Annotated in this window: 18 protein-coding genes; 7 read left to right on the top strand and 11 right to left on the bottom strand. The window is 39.9% G+C overall.

What is annotated here, in order from left to right:
* Nucleotides 1–142: 142 nt before the first annotated feature.
* The 4 genes from AOC35_RS01750 to AOC35_RS01735 form a co-directional block, all read right to left on the bottom strand.
* The gene (locus tag AOC35_RS01750; RefSeq protein ID WP_108645487.1) at nt 143–1,618 is read right to left on the bottom strand and encodes a Fic family protein; all 1,476 of its coding nucleotides are present in this window, start codon (nt 1,616–1,618) and stop codon (nt 143–145) included.
* A 193-nt stretch (nt 1,619–1,811) separates the two neighbouring features.
* Complete coding sequence (locus tag AOC35_RS01745) at nt 1,812–3,155, bottom strand: MmgE/PrpD family protein (RefSeq protein ID WP_108645486.1); 1,344 nt, start codon at nt 3,153–3,155, stop codon at nt 1,812–1,814.
* A gap of 43 nt (nt 3,156–3,198) precedes the next feature.
* Nucleotides 3,199–4,179, bottom strand: a complete 981-nt coding sequence (locus AOC35_RS01740; RefSeq protein WP_108645485.1) for a Bug family tripartite tricarboxylate transporter substrate binding protein — start codon at nt 4,177–4,179, stop codon at nt 3,199–3,201.
* 266 nt (nt 4,180–4,445) lie between these two features.
* Nucleotides 4,446–4,865, bottom strand: coding sequence for a hypothetical protein (locus AOC35_RS01735; protein ID WP_108645484.1), 420 nt, complete (start codon nt 4,863–4,865; stop codon nt 4,446–4,448).
* Between the two features lie 512 nt (nt 4,866–5,377).
* On the opposite strand from AOC35_RS01735, the gene AOC35_RS01730 reads away from it, so the two are divergent.
* Nucleotides 5,378–5,713, top strand: coding sequence for a type II toxin-antitoxin system PrlF family antitoxin (locus tag AOC35_RS01730; protein WP_108645483.1), 336 nt, complete (start codon nt 5,378–5,380; stop codon nt 5,711–5,713).
* Nucleotides 5,714–6,175: 462 nt separating this feature from the next.
* A complete protein-coding gene (locus tag AOC35_RS01725; protein WP_108645482.1) occupies nt 6,176–7,882 on the top strand; it encodes a PQQ-dependent dehydrogenase, methanol/ethanol family in 1,707 nt (568 codons plus the stop codon).
* A 94-nt stretch (nt 7,883–7,976) separates the two neighbouring features.
* On the opposite strand, the gene AOC35_RS01720 is transcribed toward AOC35_RS01725, so the two are convergent.
* The gene (locus tag AOC35_RS01720; RefSeq protein WP_108645481.1) at nt 7,977–8,324 is read right to left on the bottom strand and encodes an HVO_A0114 family putative DNA-binding protein; all 348 of its coding nucleotides are present in this window, start codon (nt 8,322–8,324) and stop codon (nt 7,977–7,979) included.
* A gap of 56 nt (nt 8,325–8,380) precedes the next feature.
* Here AOC35_RS01720 and AOC35_RS15490 point away from each other — a divergent pair, with 56 nt between their 5' ends.
* Entirely contained in the window at nt 8,381–8,533 is a 153-nt protein-coding gene (locus AOC35_RS15490) for a hypothetical protein (protein ID WP_159077435.1), read from the top strand.
* 272 nt (nt 8,534–8,805) lie between these two features.
* Nucleotides 8,806–8,994, top strand: coding sequence for an antitoxin VbhA family protein (locus AOC35_RS01715; protein ID WP_108645480.1), 189 nt, complete (start codon nt 8,806–8,808; stop codon nt 8,992–8,994).
* A 414-nt stretch (nt 8,995–9,408) separates the two neighbouring features.
* Here the strand turns inward: AOC35_RS01715 and AOC35_RS15485 are convergent, their stop codons facing one another.
* The 5 genes from AOC35_RS15485 to AOC35_RS01700 form a co-directional block, all read right to left on the bottom strand.
* Complete coding sequence (locus AOC35_RS15485; RefSeq protein ID WP_159077434.1) at nt 9,409–9,561, bottom strand: hypothetical protein; 153 nt, start codon at nt 9,559–9,561, stop codon at nt 9,409–9,411.
* Nucleotides 9,562–9,792: 231 nt separating this feature from the next.
* Entirely contained in the window at nt 9,793–9,966 is a 174-nt protein-coding gene (locus AOC35_RS15480; RefSeq protein ID WP_159077433.1) for a hypothetical protein, read from the bottom strand.
* A 497-nt stretch (nt 9,967–10,463) separates the two neighbouring features.
* Nucleotides 10,464–10,889 carry an HAD domain-containing protein gene (locus AOC35_RS01710; protein WP_108645479.1) on the bottom strand — a complete coding sequence of 142 codons (426 nt, stop codon included), beginning with the start codon at nt 10,887–10,889 and terminating at the stop codon, nt 10,464–10,466.
* 297 nt (nt 10,890–11,186) lie between these two features.
* On the bottom strand, nt 11,187–11,774 hold the full coding sequence (locus tag AOC35_RS01705; protein ID WP_108645478.1) for a DUF4276 family protein: 588 nt from the start codon (nt 11,772–11,774) through the stop codon (nt 11,187–11,189).
* The gene (locus tag AOC35_RS01700) at nt 11,771–12,958 is read right to left on the bottom strand and encodes an AAA family ATPase (protein ID WP_108648666.1); all 1,188 of its coding nucleotides are present in this window, start codon (nt 12,956–12,958) and stop codon (nt 11,771–11,773) included. The genes AOC35_RS01705 and AOC35_RS01700 overlap by 4 nt, the downstream gene beginning before the upstream one ends.
* 197 nt (nt 12,959–13,155) lie before the next feature.
* Between AOC35_RS01700 and AOC35_RS01695 the strand changes: the two genes are divergently transcribed.
* A protein-coding gene (locus AOC35_RS01695) for an IS3 family transposase (RefSeq protein WP_108645477.1) occupies nt 13,156–14,348 on the top strand; the annotation gives its coding sequence in 2 pieces (ribosomal slippage) (nt 13,156–13,423 and nt 13,423–14,348; 1,194 coding nt in all).
* A 242-nt stretch (nt 14,349–14,590) separates the two neighbouring features.
* On the opposite strand, the gene AOC35_RS01690 is transcribed toward AOC35_RS01695, so the two are convergent.
* Nucleotides 14,591–16,162 (bottom strand): KAP family P-loop NTPase fold protein, encoded by a 1,572-nt coding sequence (locus AOC35_RS01690; RefSeq protein ID WP_159077432.1) that lies wholly within the window; start codon nt 16,160–16,162, stop codon nt 14,591–14,593.
* A gap of 311 nt (nt 16,163–16,473) precedes the next feature.
* On the opposite strand from AOC35_RS01690, the gene AOC35_RS01685 reads away from it, so the two are divergent.
* Nucleotides 16,474–16,602 carry a transposase gene (locus tag AOC35_RS01685; RefSeq protein WP_108645475.1) on the top strand — a complete coding sequence of 43 codons (129 nt, stop codon included), beginning with the start codon at nt 16,474–16,476 and terminating at the stop codon, nt 16,600–16,602.
* Between the two features lie 200 nt (nt 16,603–16,802).
* A complete protein-coding gene (locus AOC35_RS15475) occupies nt 16,803–17,003 on the top strand; it encodes a hypothetical protein (RefSeq protein ID WP_159077431.1) in 201 nt (66 codons plus the stop codon).
* Nucleotides 17,004–17,164: the final 161 nt, after the last annotated feature.

The raw sequence follows: 17,164 nt of genomic DNA, 5'->3' as shown, positions 1-17,164 counted from the left end.
GCACCTCAAATAAACTATCTTCATTAGCTCAAAGTAGGCGATACAAAGTGAATTGAAGATTGGCTCAAGATTTCAGGAATATTGGATGCAATAGTGAGAAGTAAGATTTGAAAAATAATAAAAATCTTCCCTCATTAGATTTTTAAAATGAGCCCACCACCTTTAAGTATTCAGCTTCAATCGCATTAAATACTCCTTCTGGAACTGTTGCTGCAAATTTCTTACGACGGTTAATTGATAGCTTTCCGTCTTGATCCATGCATGCCAAAATTAACGTATTAAGATCTTTGCCACGTATATCGTACTGATTATTGATAGCACTATAGATGAGGTCGTACTTTGCCAAGAACTCAGTCTCTTCTCTTAAGTCTTTTTCTAATGCCTGCTTTGCCATTTCTAGACCAAATTCAACACAAGTGGTGGCATTCCAATAGCGATACAAGGAATCATCAGACTTGAATGTCATTTGATAGTCATCACCATCAATCCAAATAACTTCCCAACGCTTACGAGCAGGTTCGGAAAAGCTTTTTAGAGCAGCTAGGTAAGAATCTTCGTTGCGCTGCATCGCCATGGATACAGGCAATAGTAAGCCATTCTTTAATGAGCCTGATTGACACAAAGCATGATGAAATAGAAAGCGAGATAAGCGTCCATTACCATCCATAAATGGGTGAATGAAAACAAACCCGAATGACACAATCGCAGCTGCAACCAATGGGTCTATCTGCTTTGGTGCAACATTAGCAAAATCTAATAGGCCCTTCATCAACTCATTAACGATTTCCGGTGGCGGAGGTATATACGTTACTCCAGCTGCACCCCGTAAGGGACTACTTAACCAGTTTTGCTCATGCCGGTAAAATACTGCCCTGTCTAGCGGGTTAGTAATAGCAGTATTTTGTAATCCAACTAAGTACTCCTCATCCAATTGAGTGGTCAGATGTGCTTTTTTAAGTAATTCTACAAATGCCTCTGCTCTCGTTGCACTTGGTGTTTCTCGCTCAATCTCAAAAGAGCTTTTGGTCTCGCTCAAATAAGCCCAAGACATTGCTCTATCGGATGCTGTTGGACCAAGTTCTGACAGAAATTCATTTGCCTTTTGCAAGATATTCAATTCAAGGAGACTATTAATGTGTTCAGTTCGTTCCACAGTGACGCAGTAATCCATTGAGCCGAGACCATTGAAATTAACCCGCCATTTAGCATTGCGTTTGCTTGGCCCCGTAATATATTTTTTAGGGTCGAATAAATTAACCATTGATCCTGTAATTGCGGGCGCATTCTTTAACTCTTGCTGATTAAAGGTTTCCCACAAAAAACAAGCTGTACGAATGTAAACACCTGTTGGCGATTCACTAATTGCGGCTAACATTTCCTGTTCCGGGATTTTTCTAAGGGCCTGCGATAGCAACTGAAGATGAATCCCCTCATGCTTTAGTGCAAACAAAAGGTGGCTTAATGGGCTTTGATCTTTGGGAGCAACCTTTGCTGGGATCAATAATGCGCTCGGAGTGGGTGTTACAGTAGTTACCGAGGCAAGGCGTGCTGGTATTCTGGGATCAATAGCACTCAGATTAAGCTGACTTTTTACTTTTGAATAGCCTATTTCGCTCATATTTACCAAAACCCCTACTTTTTCATACGAATAGTTATTTTCTCATACTTTTTCATACGCAATTACACTTTTTCTTACAAATAAGTCTATTGACTAACTTTTTCATACAAATTTCAATATATTTCAATATTTTTAAACAAATATGTACTTTTTCTTACGAAATATCGAGTTGAGAGATTTAAACGTATACCAATCAAGATTGCGGTACGGTCATAGCAATCAGATCAGCGACATTAGCCATTTGTGGAAAGGTTGCTAAAGTCTCAAGTAGTTCATCTGCATTGCAATGGGGTGCACCAAAAGCAACGAGCTCGCGAAACTTATGCTCCAATGCCTTTGGGCTCATGGGTGGTTGTGCCCCGCTACTCGCGCGAGTGATCACATCCCCGCTTTGCAAATGAATAACAACCTTCGCCTCATCGGTATTGAGGCGTTCATCTGCGATGACTCTCATTTTTTCACGGCAGGCGCGCACGACTAAATCATTCGCAGCGTTATCCGTGAAGTAACGTACACCTGCCTCGCCCCTCAAGAGGGCAATGGCAACTGCATGCTGAAGGCTTAGTTTAGCTTCAAGCCCATCAACCGGATGAATCCGATCAGCGCGAAGCTGCGATAGTGGATGAACCGTCACCGTGATTCGTTCAATCTCATCCAAAGCAAAAATTTGGGCATCAGATTTGGTTAGGCAAGCTTCTAGTGTTGGATGCAATAAGAAGCCACATGGATAAGGCTTGAAAGTATTTTGTGATGCAATCCAGTTTTGTCCAAGTCCTGCGCAAAGGCTTTCATCCAAAGCTCGCGTGCCCATGACCTCATTAAAACCGAAACGAGCTTCCAGCACGCGGTCGTTGGCAGTGATGTTATGCCTTGCAAGTTGGGCAGCCATTAAGCCATTGCGCGCTGCGTGGGCAATATTTAAACTCTTCGCCATACTACCCAGACTAGCAACCAAGCCACCTGACTGTGTGGCGGCATGACCTATTGCCCAAGCCATTTGCTCCGGCGAGAGTCCCATGAGACGACCTACAGCAATCGCCGCTCCAAAGACACCGCAAGTAGCAGTGATATGCCAGCCCCGCTCATAGTGACCAGGTGAGACTGCCAGACCGATGCGGCACTCCACTTCCATCCCCAATAAAAAAGCGTGCAAAAAATCTGTGCCACTCACGATTGTCTGACTAGACCAAGCCACCAAAGCCGATGCAACTGTACCTGCAGGATGAATACCTGTCGGCCAATGGGTATCATCGAAGTCAAGGATGTTTGAATTAAAAGCGTGTATCAAAGCAGCATTTGCCGGGTCGAGCTTTTCAGAACGGCCAATCAGTTGTGCATCACCTTGACCAAAAGGTGCGAGAGCTCGGATTAGTCGGTCTGATTCGTGACTGTTTGCACCACCGAGCGCGCAGGCGAGCCAATTCATCCATGATGAGGCAACCGCCTTTTGTGTGGATTCGTCAATCTCAGTCCACTGCGAATCTACCACCCACTGGGCTAGCACATGCGTTGGTGAAGAAGTATCCAACAGCTTCATGCAAGGGTTTGTAACTGAAGGGGTAGGATGCTGATACTCATTCTCAGTTTGGAACGATACCGGCTTTTTTAACTACTGGGCCCCAGCGGTCAAGTTCTTGCCGCACATAACTTGCTGCTTGCTCAGGTGTTCCGCCTAAAGCCTCTGTTCCCTGTGACGCAAAGCGCTCTTGAATCTCGCTCGATTTCAGTGCCTGGTTTACTTCGCGGTTTAAACGGGCAATGATATCGGGTGGTGTTCCAGCCGGCGCCATCAAGCCGTACCAAAGTGCGACATTAACAGAAGGATAACCTAACTCAGCAAATGTTGGCGTGTTCGGTAATAGTGGATTACGGCGTGGGCTGGCTGCAGCAAGGGCTCGGATTTTTCCGGTTGTGATGTACGGAATCAAGGACGGTGCGCCATCAAACATGACTTGTACCTGTCCACCGACAAGGTCAGCCACAGCGGGACCACTGCCACGATAGGGTGCGTGAATCAAGGCGGTTGAGGTCGCTGCAGTAAACAACTCCCCAGCCATATGCGGTGCCCCACCATTACCCGACGAGGCAAAAGCCATTTTACTTGGCGACTGCTTAGCAAGAGTGACAAACTCAGGTAAGGTTTGTGCTTTTATATCGGCGTTAATCGTCATGATCAGAGGTAGGCTCGCCAACATGGTGATGGGAGTAAACGATGTGATGGGATCGTAAGGCAACTTGGTCATTAAATGGGGACCAATGCCGTGGGTAGTAATTGAGCTTTGTAACAAGGTATAACCATCGGGAGCTGACTTGGCAACGAAATCGCTAGCTACGACACCGCTCGCGCCCGCTTTGTTTTCCACGATAACGGTTTGCCCCATTGAAGTCGATAACTTTGATGCGAGTAGTCTAGCAATGAAATCAGCAGCTCCCCCGGGCGGTACTGTCACAATGAGTTTAATTGGGCGATTGGGGTATGGGCCGGCGTCTTGCGCCTGAGACCAAGGAGCTATCAAAGCGCATAGTAATACACAGGCAAATTTGGTTAGTTTTGACGACATTAAAAATCTTTCAATTAAAGAACTTTAAGGAGAAAATGCGTGGAAAAAAACCAGATCATAGGTTATAGCTATTTGATGGGCTTAGGTCTCAGTATTAGGACGTAGGCATCAAAAAATTCCGGTTTTTTCTCCTGAATATTTGTTTAAAAAAAATCTACGTTAAATTACATATTACTAGAGTTGACTCTATAAGATGGACAGTTTTTCACTAACATCGATTTCGCCAATACCAAAATAGGGGGAACAGTCAATTAACACGGTCAACATTACTGAATCGTTTTCCGTCCTGTGTTTTGACCATTTTGGTTGTAATAATTGATCGTATTACCGTTTTGTACCGCTCTGCCGGTACTTTGCCCATTCTGGTTATAAAAATTGGTCGTATTACCGTTTTGTTCAGCGCGGCCTTCGCTTTGTCCATTCTGGTTGTAAAAATTAGTAGTATTGCCATTCTGCACAGCCCTACCCTGACTTTGACCATTTTGGTTGTAAAAATTCGTTGAGCCACCATTTTCTTCAGCTCGACCCTGACTTTGGCCATTCTGATTGTAGAAGTTGGTTGTGTTGCCATTCTGCGCAGAACGGCCTTCGCTTTGGCCATTTTGGTTGTAGTAATAACTATTGTTTTGAGCGCTTGCGATGGCGGTCAATCCTAGTAATGTTAATGTGATTAAAGCTCTTTTCATTGGACAACTCCGTTCTTTTAATATTAAAGATTCAAGAATGTATGACCGATCAACTTTACTTTAGCAAAATAACTAAGATGTGCCTAGTTAGAGTATTCAATTTATCCAAGCTAAAGCATATTGATATGGCATTACCCAGCTTAATTGAAACGCAAACCCTAACCATTAAATAAATGGGTAAGCAAACCAAAAAGGATGAGATTATTTCTCTTTACCTTATAGTACCGATGTTAAGTATTGTGCGGTTGATGTGGAGCAATTCATAGTGTTTGATAAATGGCCATCCCCAGATTATGGTGAAGAGCCAGAATCTTAAAAAGCCAAAAGCCCCACTATTGGCGTACCTTCTGCATGACATTCTTTATTTAAAACAATACCTTAAACTACTGTAATCAGTAAATGAGGTTCAAAACCCAATTTTCTAAAACAGGGGAAAAGGGGCAATTTATACTCTATCGAATATTCATATTTCTCCCTCAAATCTAAAAACTTATCAAGCCAGCACTAATTCAATGAAAAACATTGCAATACTAGAAACCGAATCTACCCTGACTGACCGCTACCAAACTACCGTGCCCAAGTCTGTTCGTCAGGCCTTAAAGTTAGGTAAGCACGATAAGTTGCACTACTCCATTTTGGATAACGGAGATGTGCTCCTCAGCCGGGGGCAAAAAACTGAGACTGATGATCCAGCTCTAGATCAATTCTTAAGTTTTTTATCGAATGATATCGCCACACACCCCGAGCGCATTCAAGCATTGGACGGAACCTGGGTCAATCGCTTACAGACCTTGGTTGGTACCGTAAAGCTTGACTTAGATGCATCACGACCAGATGATGAGGTTTAATCATTTCTTCTCAACGAACACCGCTTTTTATTTCAGGTTGGACTATCTTTGCACATCCTTTATTTCTAGAAGATCGGTCGATGAAGCAAGAACCCACCGAGATGACTTTCGATGCTCTATTAGCTTAAGCGTGGTAGGAATCCCCTTCCCATAGAGAGGGGAGGATGTCAAAGAAAATTTACCTCTTTCGGAGTGGTACCAATAATTAGTTGGGGTCATTCATGCGAACGGAGTCACTTTTACAATAAAGACAGACTGCACTGTCTTTAGGTTTACACCAAACATCAACAATTTGACCGCGTTTTAACTATTCGCTGGAAATATCAGGTAGACCTAGGATAGAATCAAGACAGGACATTGGTATTACCTTTATTAAAAAAGTTCTTAAAAAAAACTGGTGTAGTTAATACTTGTGTCCGCTCATAATGAAGTACAAACTAAATTATAAAAGTAGGAGACAAAATGATTCTATTAAAAAAAATAACTAACTTAATTGTTAGTTGCCTTGCAATACTTCCTCTGTGCTTTTCCTTGATGTTTTTGCAAAGCCTGCAAGCACAAACGAAGGAAGAGTTACTTAGCCCTAAAAAAAATCAAATTACTACCTATGGGATGGGATATTCTCAGCAACGGTATAGCGATTTAAAACAAATTGACCGAAAAAACATAAAAACCTTAAGTCCAACCTGGGCTTATAGTATGGAAAATTTATCAGGGGAGCAATCTCAGCCCTTGGTTTATGACGGCGTTTTATACGTGACAAATGCGAAATGGACAATGGCGGTGGACATTGAAACAGGTCGTCAAGTATGGAGAACTCAAGAAGATTTTGATCCTGCTGCATTGAGAGTAGTTTGTTGTGGAGTTTCGAATAAGGGTGCTGCGATTTATGATGGCAAACTCTTTAGAATGACGATTGATGCACATGTCAAAGCCATGGATTTAAAAACTGGGAAAGTACTTTGGAAGAAAAAATTTGCTGAATGGCAAGACGGTTTTTCAGGAATTGCAGCCCCACTAATTGCCAACGGTGTTTTGATTTCAGGAACCTCTGGTGCTGAATTTGGTGTAAGAGGATTTTTAGATGGATGGGATCCTCAAACGGGACAACATTTATGGCGTCGATATACGACTCCTGCCCCTGGAGAAAAAGGTTCAGAAACTTGGCCTCAAGGAAGCGATGCTTATAAGCGTGGTGGAGCAACTCCATGGATCACAGGTTCTTATGACCCTGAAACAGATTTAACTTATTGGGGAACAGGAAATGGCGGGGCTTGGAATCCTATCGATCGTCCTGGGGATAACTTATATATTGCTTCAGTCATTGCAGTTCGTCCAGGCACCGGTGAAATTGTTTGGCACTATCAATTCACTCCTGGAGACCCTTTTGATTTCGATGCAGTCAATGAGAATATTCTTGCAGACATTAAAGTCAATGGTAAGTTAAGAAAGGTGTTGATCCATGCAGATAAAAATGCATTTCTGTATGTACTCGATCGGGTGACAGGAGAGTTGTTAGCTGCCAATGAATTTGCTAAGCAAAACTGGGCAAAAAATATTGATTTGAAAACAGGTCGACCTGTACCAACAGATTTACTAGATCGCATTAAGGCCGGTGAAGAGGTAGAATTTTGGCCTGGCCCCAGAGGTGGTAAAAATTGGGTACCAATGGCATTTAACCCGAAAACTGGACTAGTCTATTTAAACGGAGCCAATCAACCACGTATCTTTAAATTCGCCAAGCTAGACGAGTACAAAGTGGGTCAACGTTATCAAGGTGTTCAAACTAGCGTTCCACCACAAAACCCGAATGAACCCAATGGCTTTTATATGGCATTGGATCCTTTAACGGCCAAGCCTAAATGGAAAATACCATTGATGGATTACATGCAATGGGGCGGTATGTTAGTGACGGATGGTGGCTTACTTTTTTCTGGAAAACAAACAGGTGAATTTGTTGCATTTGACGCAGAAAATGGCAAAAAGCTTTGGGAATTCCAAACTGGATCTGGAATTAATGCACCCGCGATTACCTACGAGCACAAAGGTAGACAATATGTCACAGTCTTATCTGGTCGTGGGGGTGGAGCGCCAAACACCCCAACCGAATTACGAGAAAAAATTCCTTTAAGTGGCATGATGTGGACGTTTAGCCTGCCTAAAAAGTAACTAGATGTTGAAGTGCGGGAGAAGCGGATTAAAGTATTTAGTTAATCCGCTATTTTTTGTGCTTTACTATTCGACAATCTGAAGGAAATCAGGCTCAAGCATTGATTTGATAGCTCTCAGCATGAGCTATCGGACGTACCGAGCGTTCGTTTTTTTCCATCTTCACTAGCCCATACCAGGACATAGTTTTCAGAGTGCGAGACAAATTACCCTGCTTACGCCCGGTTATCTCCGCTAGCTCACTGATAGAAGCTGGTCGAGCAGTTCGAATCACTTCCAGGAGCGCGCGATTCTCATCGCTCAAGACTTGGGATAAAGATCGCATTGAAGTGAACCATATTTTGGGGTCTGATGCCTTTGGCTTAATCTCGCCTTTGGCAATAGCCAAAACCCTCTCTCGGATTTTCTCCTGAGAAGCAATACCAATTTTTATGACCTTCATTTTTCCCTCACCTCCTTCAAAACCGAATCGACCTCGGTAAAAAAATCTGACAACAATTGATTCGCGTCCTTGAATTGATAAGGCACGCCTTTGTCGGCAACATGCCGATTGTTCTATATCTTCCGGCTCTCTGGAAAGCCTTATTGGCGATGGGAGCAGTCTACACCTACTTTGTCTCAGGAACATCCACTGCTAACAAGGAAATTTGAAGGGTAATTGTATGAAAATTCGATTAACTTTAAATCAAACTTACTGAAACCTCTTTAATTAGCTAAGACAGTTTAAAACCTCTTATTCTCGAACAGGGAAAAAGTGGGAATTAACATTGCCTTGAATTTTACAAACTCCACCATCTTTCCCTAAAGCTTATTGATTTTACATCTTCATCCAACTAACTAAACTTCAAGATTTGAAGAATGCATCTAAACTTTATCAGATTTTTTAACTAGAGAATCAACTCAAATTCCACTAAAATACAAGTATGTTAACTAAGTCTTCCAGTGAATCTCAAGTTCGCCAATACAACGTCTCAAATGCCTTAGCTTCCGCTCGCATTGAAGGTGTAATTCCAACCAAGCAATTAGAAAAGAATCTTACTGATTACGTTTCAGGAAAAAAGAGTATTACAGAACTGATAGAAGAAACCAAACAAAGATTTTTCACGAGGTAAAGGCGATTAAGCATCTTGCTTCTGCTACTAAGAATAATAATCCCTTAAAAAGGTGTATCCATTAGTGAAGGACATTAGCTCCGATAACTTTCATCAATCGGGAAAACTCATCACGAATCGTTATCATTGCTCAAATACGATTTATTGTGTGCGAAAACGGGTATGCTAGGATTTTTTTGGATACGATCAACGGATTTGCTGAACTCTTCCAAGGTAATGTAATGTCCAGTTTCTTTGTAATGAGCAAATGAAGACTCTGCTGCTGCGATGAAGCGTTGGCGAGATAATTTGTTTTTTATATATTTAAGGACTGCATCTTTCATAGAATATTTTCGCTTTAAAAAACCCACCTCTTACACTAAACTGATCTAAAACTGCGAGTTCAAGAAGTCTCATAACAAAACAAAAATTAGATTAATTTACTTTGGATTTACCAACTATAAACGCAGTCACTAATCCTACCAAAGTAGCTCCACCAATTACTGATGCTACTACCTGAAAACCATTAATTGCACAATAAACAGAGGATCCTAGTCCACACATTGCGATAAGGAGAGCAAATAACAAACCGCATATTCTCTCAACAAAGGTAAAAGTATGAATTCTTTTAGTTTCTGTTCTTCTAAACTCAGATTCGAGTTGAGTTTGCTCAAAGATCCAATCGACTCTATCTGGAGCTATTTCTTTTAACTTTGCGAGTTGCTCAACTGGTATTAGGGGGCATCTGTAGTTGTTGATTGAACTAGGACATCACCACTTTTATTTTTTTGAGCTCTTGTGTGGTTACTTGCCATAGTTTTATAATTCTTTTTCAGCAGTTTTTCTCATGTCTTTACCAACTTCCCCCATACTTAGATAAATTTGGGAAAAATCATTATATGAGTCTCCCCTTTTAGGAATTTCATATTGTCTGAATGGATAAACAGTACCATCGATCCTAAATGATGAAAAAAACTTTAAAAATCCTGTCATAGTTTTCCTCTTTTTAAACAGTTTATTTTTCACTATTAGAGTATTAAATTGAAAACATCTTAACTTTGCTAACAGTAATAATTTACTTAACGCCTATTACTTTAAAAAATCATATCTCATCATCTTTTTAAGGCTAGGATAAAGACCCCTCTGATAATAATTCTTTATTTCTTAGGTCTCATACATAACCAAGCGGTTATAGGGAAATCTTTATCAAATTTAGACTTATTTAAGCTAATCAGATCCAAACGATGCAGGAACATGCACATGATCTAGCAAATCAAATACCACAACCTCACCCTTCGAAATTAATCAAAACGACTCTCCATCAAGTGACGATCCACCCAAATAGCCTTTACTGACATTGCCCCTGAAAAATTTTGATCGTCAAATGAGTGAAATACTATGTAAGCCCACCTGATCATAAGACATCAATTTCAGGGGGTGGGGGTACCGTAGGGTCAGAGTTTGGCGAAATTGTATGGGGTACCGTACCCCTACTTCTTTAGCCAATCGATTAGTAATTCAACTTCCCGATCAGAGATACCAGTATTAGGATTACATCGAATCAAGTTCTTACATCCCTCTGGAAACTCTATCCATGAATCATCAAGAGCCCTCCATTCAGCGAGGTGTTTATCTCGACCATACAGATAACCAACAATCTCATGATATCTAGAGTATTTACCAATGTAGGCTTCACCAGTAACTCCAGTAATGTATGGTTGAATTGCATCAGGGAGCCGTAATTTAATCTCTGCAAGATCTACATGAAATCGCCAACTTGATGAAATAACGATATTACATTGATGCTTCGAAAAGACTTCCTCTAGTAAATAAACTTTTGAGAACAATGACGAACCATGGGTAGTTGGGTGTAAAACACCATCAAAGTCGAGGAAGAGAAATCTGTCAGAACTCATTTGATCTATATTAAATTAATTAATACAAATCAGCTCAAACATGGGTTGAAATAGGGGTATGAAATACATAAGTTAAGTAACTTATTGATTAATAAGTAGTTAAATTAATATACTGGCGGTGGGTGCAGTCATAGCCCATCTTGTCTCAGCAAAGTATCCTACTAACAGGGAAATTTGCAGGGTATTTTGATATTAATTTGGATAGTTTTCAATCAAACTGACTTAAAAACCTTTAATCTACTGAGAGGATTAAAAAAACCATAATTTTGGAATAGGGAAAAACAGGGATTATGAATATTAACTCAATGCTAATAACTGACCCTCTAACTTTTGAATTGCTAAAATTAAATTCTTAAAGCTTGTTGATCTTTGATTTGTTACTTCTAGAAATGGGCCAATTGCTCTAGAACCGCTTACCTTTTGATATTGATTTTTTGTAATTTTCATAAGTTCATTACCAGGACTATGAATATCATCTGGATTCCTATATTTTGCTTTATTTTGATATTTAACTAAGCCTTCGATACCCAAACCTGACTCCACTGAAGCTAAATCTCCAAAGTAAAAACTTTCGAGCTCACGGCAAGCAATCCTAATAAGAGTCAAACTATCTTTTCCAGATTGTTCACATTTCTTCATCAAACTACTTTTTATTGTTGTTGGATCTGGTGCTGAGTCCTGATCCCTCATCACAATGAATCTCGCGTAGGTATTCATATAAAATCTGATTCTATTAACCATTTGTTTCTCAAGATCCTGTTTGCCCTCAAATACAATGAATCTTGGAGAAATACTTTTATGGAGAACCTTAGGTAAAAGTCCTTCAAGCATAGCTTTAGCTGACTCCTCTTCAAGCAGAAAAACTAATTCTTTTCTCGAAGTCATTCTGGATCAACCCCATCAAAAAACCCCTGCTTCCACAAGTATCCCATCTTGTCACCTTCTGACATGTAAAGTGCTATTTGCTCATTATCTTTTGCTCGCCTAATTTCAGTATTCCCGTTAACCTTTACCAACCAACAAACCTCATTCAAATTTATTGCATTCAAGAAATCCGGAGAATGAGTAGATACAAGTACCTGACCACCGCGATTAGAGTACTGTCTAAATTCTTCTGCCAACTCCAACATCAGTTTAGGATAAAGTTGATTTTCTGGTTCCTCAACGCAGAGCAAGGGATGTGGCTTGGGATCATGTAACAAGACAAGATATGCAAACATCTTTATTGTTCCGTCCGAAACATATCTATCTAAAAATGGGGTTTTAAAAGATCCATCCTGAAATCGTAATGTTAAATAACCGTCATCTTGAAGTTTTGGTTCAACTCCACTTACTCCTGGGACACGCCTTGCCATAATCTCAAGAATTTTCTGAAAAGTTTCTGGATGCTGCTCAAACAAACGTTGTGCAACAAGAGGTAAATTATCTCCCGTTTCCGATAAGTGATCGGCCTCACCAATTGCTTCTTTTCTGCCTCTGGCAGCACTAATATGAAAATCAGACACATGCCATGAATCTATTAACTGCCTAAATGCGTTAGCAGCTTTAAAACGTTCAAACTGACCTAAACCTTTAATTGCAAGTGTATCTGGTGAAACTTTTTGCGTCTCTCTCTTAAGATCCTCATCTGCTTTCTGAAAGTCCTCTTCATTTGTAATGGCATAGCCCTCTCCATTAGAGAAATCCAAAAAATGATATGGCTTACCACTTGCCCCCCTTTTATAACGTAAGATTTCTCTTCGAACATATGGGGCTCCTGACTTTTCGGCAATTTCTAAAGAATAAGTGACTAATCGGCTAACACCAACAATATCCATTCTGTATTTAATTTCAATCAAAATACTGTCGCCGTTACTTTCTCTACTTAAAACTTCCTTGAATCTTCCACGACTATCAAGTGCATGTCTCACATTACTGGTAAGGCAGTCATGTAAAAAACCAAAAACATCGAATAACGTAGTCTTACCGACCCCATTAGCCCCAACGACGACTAAAAACGTAGGAATATCTTTCAGAGATGCATCACGAAATGCCTTAAAGTTTTTAAGGCGAATTGAATCAATTCTAATATTGTTTCCTAAATCTTTTCGCATACTGGATTTGCCTGTCTTAATAGATATTTGCTCTCAGAGTTTTATTTTATAGCCAAATTAACAATTCACCCCATCTAGAGCAAAAATCAAAACGACAGTATGATCTTGCCCCTGAAAAACGTACCTCTTAACTATATGAAAAAATGATATAAATATAGTGATGGAGGTGTCAAATGGTGGTGAAACGAACAAGGGCTAGATATACCCTAGAGTTTAAGATGGAAGCTGTCAGGCTAGTTAGAAATGGCCAGTCATCAGCGGATGTTGCTAAGATTCTTGGTGTTCCCAAAGGATCATTAGAAAATTGGATTCGCTGGGATGAACAAGGGCAGCTGACGGGTGGTAAATCCCAGGTAATTAGTGAAGAACAGATGGAGTTAGCGCGACTACGAGCTGAGTTAGCTCGGGTGAAGATGGAGCGTGATATCTTAAAAAAGGCGACAGCGTACTTCGCGAAAGAGTCTTTGTGAAGTACGCTTGGATTGCTCGAAATAAGACACAATGGCCAATTGGCTTGGCTTGCGAGGTGCTGGGTGTGAGTACGAGTGGGTATTTCCAACATCAACGGCGAACAGCTTTGGTGCGACCCAACAAGCTCATGAAACCTAAGAGACTGAGTAATGAGGCGCTGTTGGCTCATATCAAGTCGATTCATGCCGAAGTGAAGCAGGAGTATGGTTGGCCTAGGATCACCAAAGAGCTGCATGCTCGAGGCTTTAAGGTTGGAAAAGAAAGAGTTAGAAAGCTGATGCAGTTGCATGGTATCAAAGCCAAGGGTAAACGTAAGTTTGTGGTGACTACCGACAGCAATCATCGATTTGAGGTGGCCGATAATTTGGTAAGTAGAGAGTTTCATGTTGAGCAGCCCAATCAAGTCTGGACGGGTGATATCACGTATTTACCTACCGATGAAGGTTGGGTATTTTTAGCAGTGGTCATGGACTTATTTAATCGGCAGATTGTTGGTTGGAGTATGAAGCCCAAGATGGAAAGTAACTTAGTAGTAGATGCTTTAAAAATGGCTTGGTTTAGAAGAAGTCCGTCATGTGGATTGATATTCCACTCCGATAGAGGGACGCAGTACTGTAGCGACGATTTCCAAAGAGTAATATCTGCGTTCAACATGAGAAGTTCGATGAGTCGTAAGGGTGATTGCTGGGACAATGCCCCCACTGAAAGTCTTTGGGGTAAATTGAAAGTCGCTCGTATTGATGGAAAGCGGTTTGCAACAAGGCGAGAGATGATGGATGAAGTCATTGACTGGATTAGTTTCTATAATTACAAAAGACTACACTCCACTTTAGGTTATGTAAGTCCAATGGAGTTTGAGAAACGATGGTATGCAACTCAGAAAAAGGTTGCATAATTGAAGCTGTTAAGAAGTACGTTTAACGAGGGCAAGGTCAGTATATTTGCACTTATATTAATAAAAATAAAATTAACATTTAAAAAAACGGGAATGATCCTCAATCAGAGTATTCTAATTATTTAAAAGAATTTGATGTAAAGGCTTAAATAAAACTAGATTTTTTTATCTCAATTTTATCCATATTCAAGAGAGTCAAAAGCAACATTTATATGGTTCTGCAACAAATAACAAGAAAAGTACTAAGCCAAATGACCCGCATATTGAATCAACTCATAATATGATCGAATCGACGCATTCTGAATAGAGTTAGATGGATATGAATTAGGTACCTCCTCTTCAATCTTTTTTGAAATACTATCAGGATAATCATAGATATTTGGTTGTGCTGTATTTGAAGTATCTTTTAATTTCCTTATATCCTGCCAACTCAGCTTATAGTAGGTCAAAAAAACCATTCTTAAATAGACGCTGTTAAAAACAGGAGATTGATTCAAATAAATCGAATCCCGCGGTGTAATAAATTCTTTTTTCTTATCATTAGTAGTGACTTCTCCCCATAATTCAGTTAGCTTATCAGGTAAAACTTCTGATCTTGAAATAAGTTCAAAGAAATCGGGATTTTTTAGCCTTAGAACAACCAAAATAGTGAGCCACAAAATATGTACAGGATATTTAGGGTCGACTGAGACTAGCACAGCGTCAATGATCTCCATTACCTTTCTTTGTGACCGTAAGTCAAGATTAAAACATTCAGATACCCAAGAAAAGGCCATTGGAAAATCACTAGAAATTTTCTGATCTTTAAATCCTCCCATCGGTAAGCCTAAGTATAGATTCTGAGGCACCCCAGAAAAAAACTCATTCATTAAAGCTTGAGCATAAACCTCACCATCGGGTGGAGGGAGTGTGTATTCGGCATTAAAGAATCGCTGTAGATATCCCCTTCCATTAAAACTCGAACCATATAAAGCACCTACTGCATGCGAGAGTTCACTCAAGTTTGTAGCAATTACAAAGCAAACTCCTGGAATATCAAATACATGCTTTAATACTTCTAATAACTCTAGTGAAAAAGATGGTCTGCATCTATCAATTTCATCAACGAAAATAATCAAGGGCAATTTCATCCCACCATCATTTTGCAACAACTCTAAAGCTTCATATATTGATTTTTTAAAACCTATAAATAATGAATTCCTGTTAGCTTGTTGCTTTAGGTCATCCTCAAAATATTTTTCCAGGGCTCGATCTAGCTGCTCTACTGCACCACCCTCAATTTCATCAAAATTAACATCTTCGTAACCTTCACCTTTAACAAGCCCATAAACCTCATCAAAAGCGACACCTGATATTTTTTTAACAACTCCTAATGCAACCACCTTACCAACCGGAAGAATGGCGGATCTAGCGGTACGAATACCCTCTTTGATTTTTTCTTGAATTTTAATTTTTATTTTTTTATCTATGCTTAATTTGTTAATCTGTTTATTCATAGCCTCAGAAAAGGAAGCCATAAAAGCAATTAATGGATCCGTCTGATAATCTGCTTTCCAAGCATCAAAAGTGAATACGGAATGAACACCATCTGCAGTAATTTGCTTAGCCCAATTTTGAATAAAGAATGTTTTTCCAAATCCCCATTTAGCATCTAACGCAATACAGAAGGGATAATACTCATTTTCTCTGGGGTTTACTTTTCTAACTATGTATTTAGTTAAAAAATCAGCATAACGCTTTCTTCCAAGAACATCCCCGCCCCATAAATTTTCATTTAATTCAGGCTCTATTTCTAGCTTCATTTTTTTAGGCATTCCCATCTCCAAAATCTATTTAGTTAACCCAGTAACGATTTAAAGTTTCATATCCCTTACAAGTATCAATTTTCTAACTTTTAAAAGGTCTTTTATATGACTTTTGTAAATATGACATACCTAAACACTTATTCGATTATGGACTAGGCAGAATATGTGCACCAAATGATTTACATAACGTCCAATTATGCGCATGGCCTTTACCTGACTAACTCCGAAAAACCATAAAGGTCGGTAATCCCCCCTCAGGTTAACTGAATTTAGAAGTTGAATTTTCTGTTATTTATGGCATATTAATAACAGGAGGTTGTATGAAGAAATCTAGGTTTAGCGAAAGCCAAATAGTAAGTATCTTGAAAGAGTCTGAAGGCGGCATTCCGATTGCAGATATTTTAAGAACACATGGGATCAGTCAAGGCACCTTTTATAAGTTGCGCTGAAAATACAGTGGCCTAGAGGCGTCTGAGTTGAAGCGGATGAAAGACTTAGAGCAGCAGTTATCTGAATATAAAACGATGATTGCTGAGCTTTCTAGAGATAACCGAGCACTCAAGAATCTTATTGAAAAAAAGCTCTAACGCCAACGGGTAAAAGAGAAGCTGCAGATTACTTAGTTGGCGAAGAAGGTTTACCGGTTCGTGTGGCATGCTCGGCGGTTGGTCTGTCGCGGGCTACGTTTTATAAACGTCCTCAAACGAGCCACGAAAAGGATCAGTCGATTATCGACTGCTTAAATCAAGTAGTTGGTAAAAATGGCCGTTGGGGTTTTGGGCTATGTTTTGCCTATCTTCGTAATCAAGGTGTTACTTGGAACCATAAACGTGTATGGCGTGTTTACTAGGAAATGGGCTTAAACTTACCCAGAAGAACAAAGTAGTTAATACCATTAAATATATAATTTGTAACTGAAGTACCTTAGGATTGAAATCATTTTGCAATGCTGCATTCCAAAATGATTTTTATTTATGTTCAAATAATTATTTCGTCCACTAAAAATTTAGA

The sequence above is a fragment of the Polynucleobacter rarus genome (assembly GCF_003072505.1).
Classification (GTDB): domain Bacteria; phylum Pseudomonadota; class Gammaproteobacteria; order Burkholderiales; family Burkholderiaceae; genus Polynucleobacter; species Polynucleobacter rarus.
Note: the sequence above shows the minus strand (reverse complement) of the source record. Positions and strands in the feature narration are given on the sequence as shown.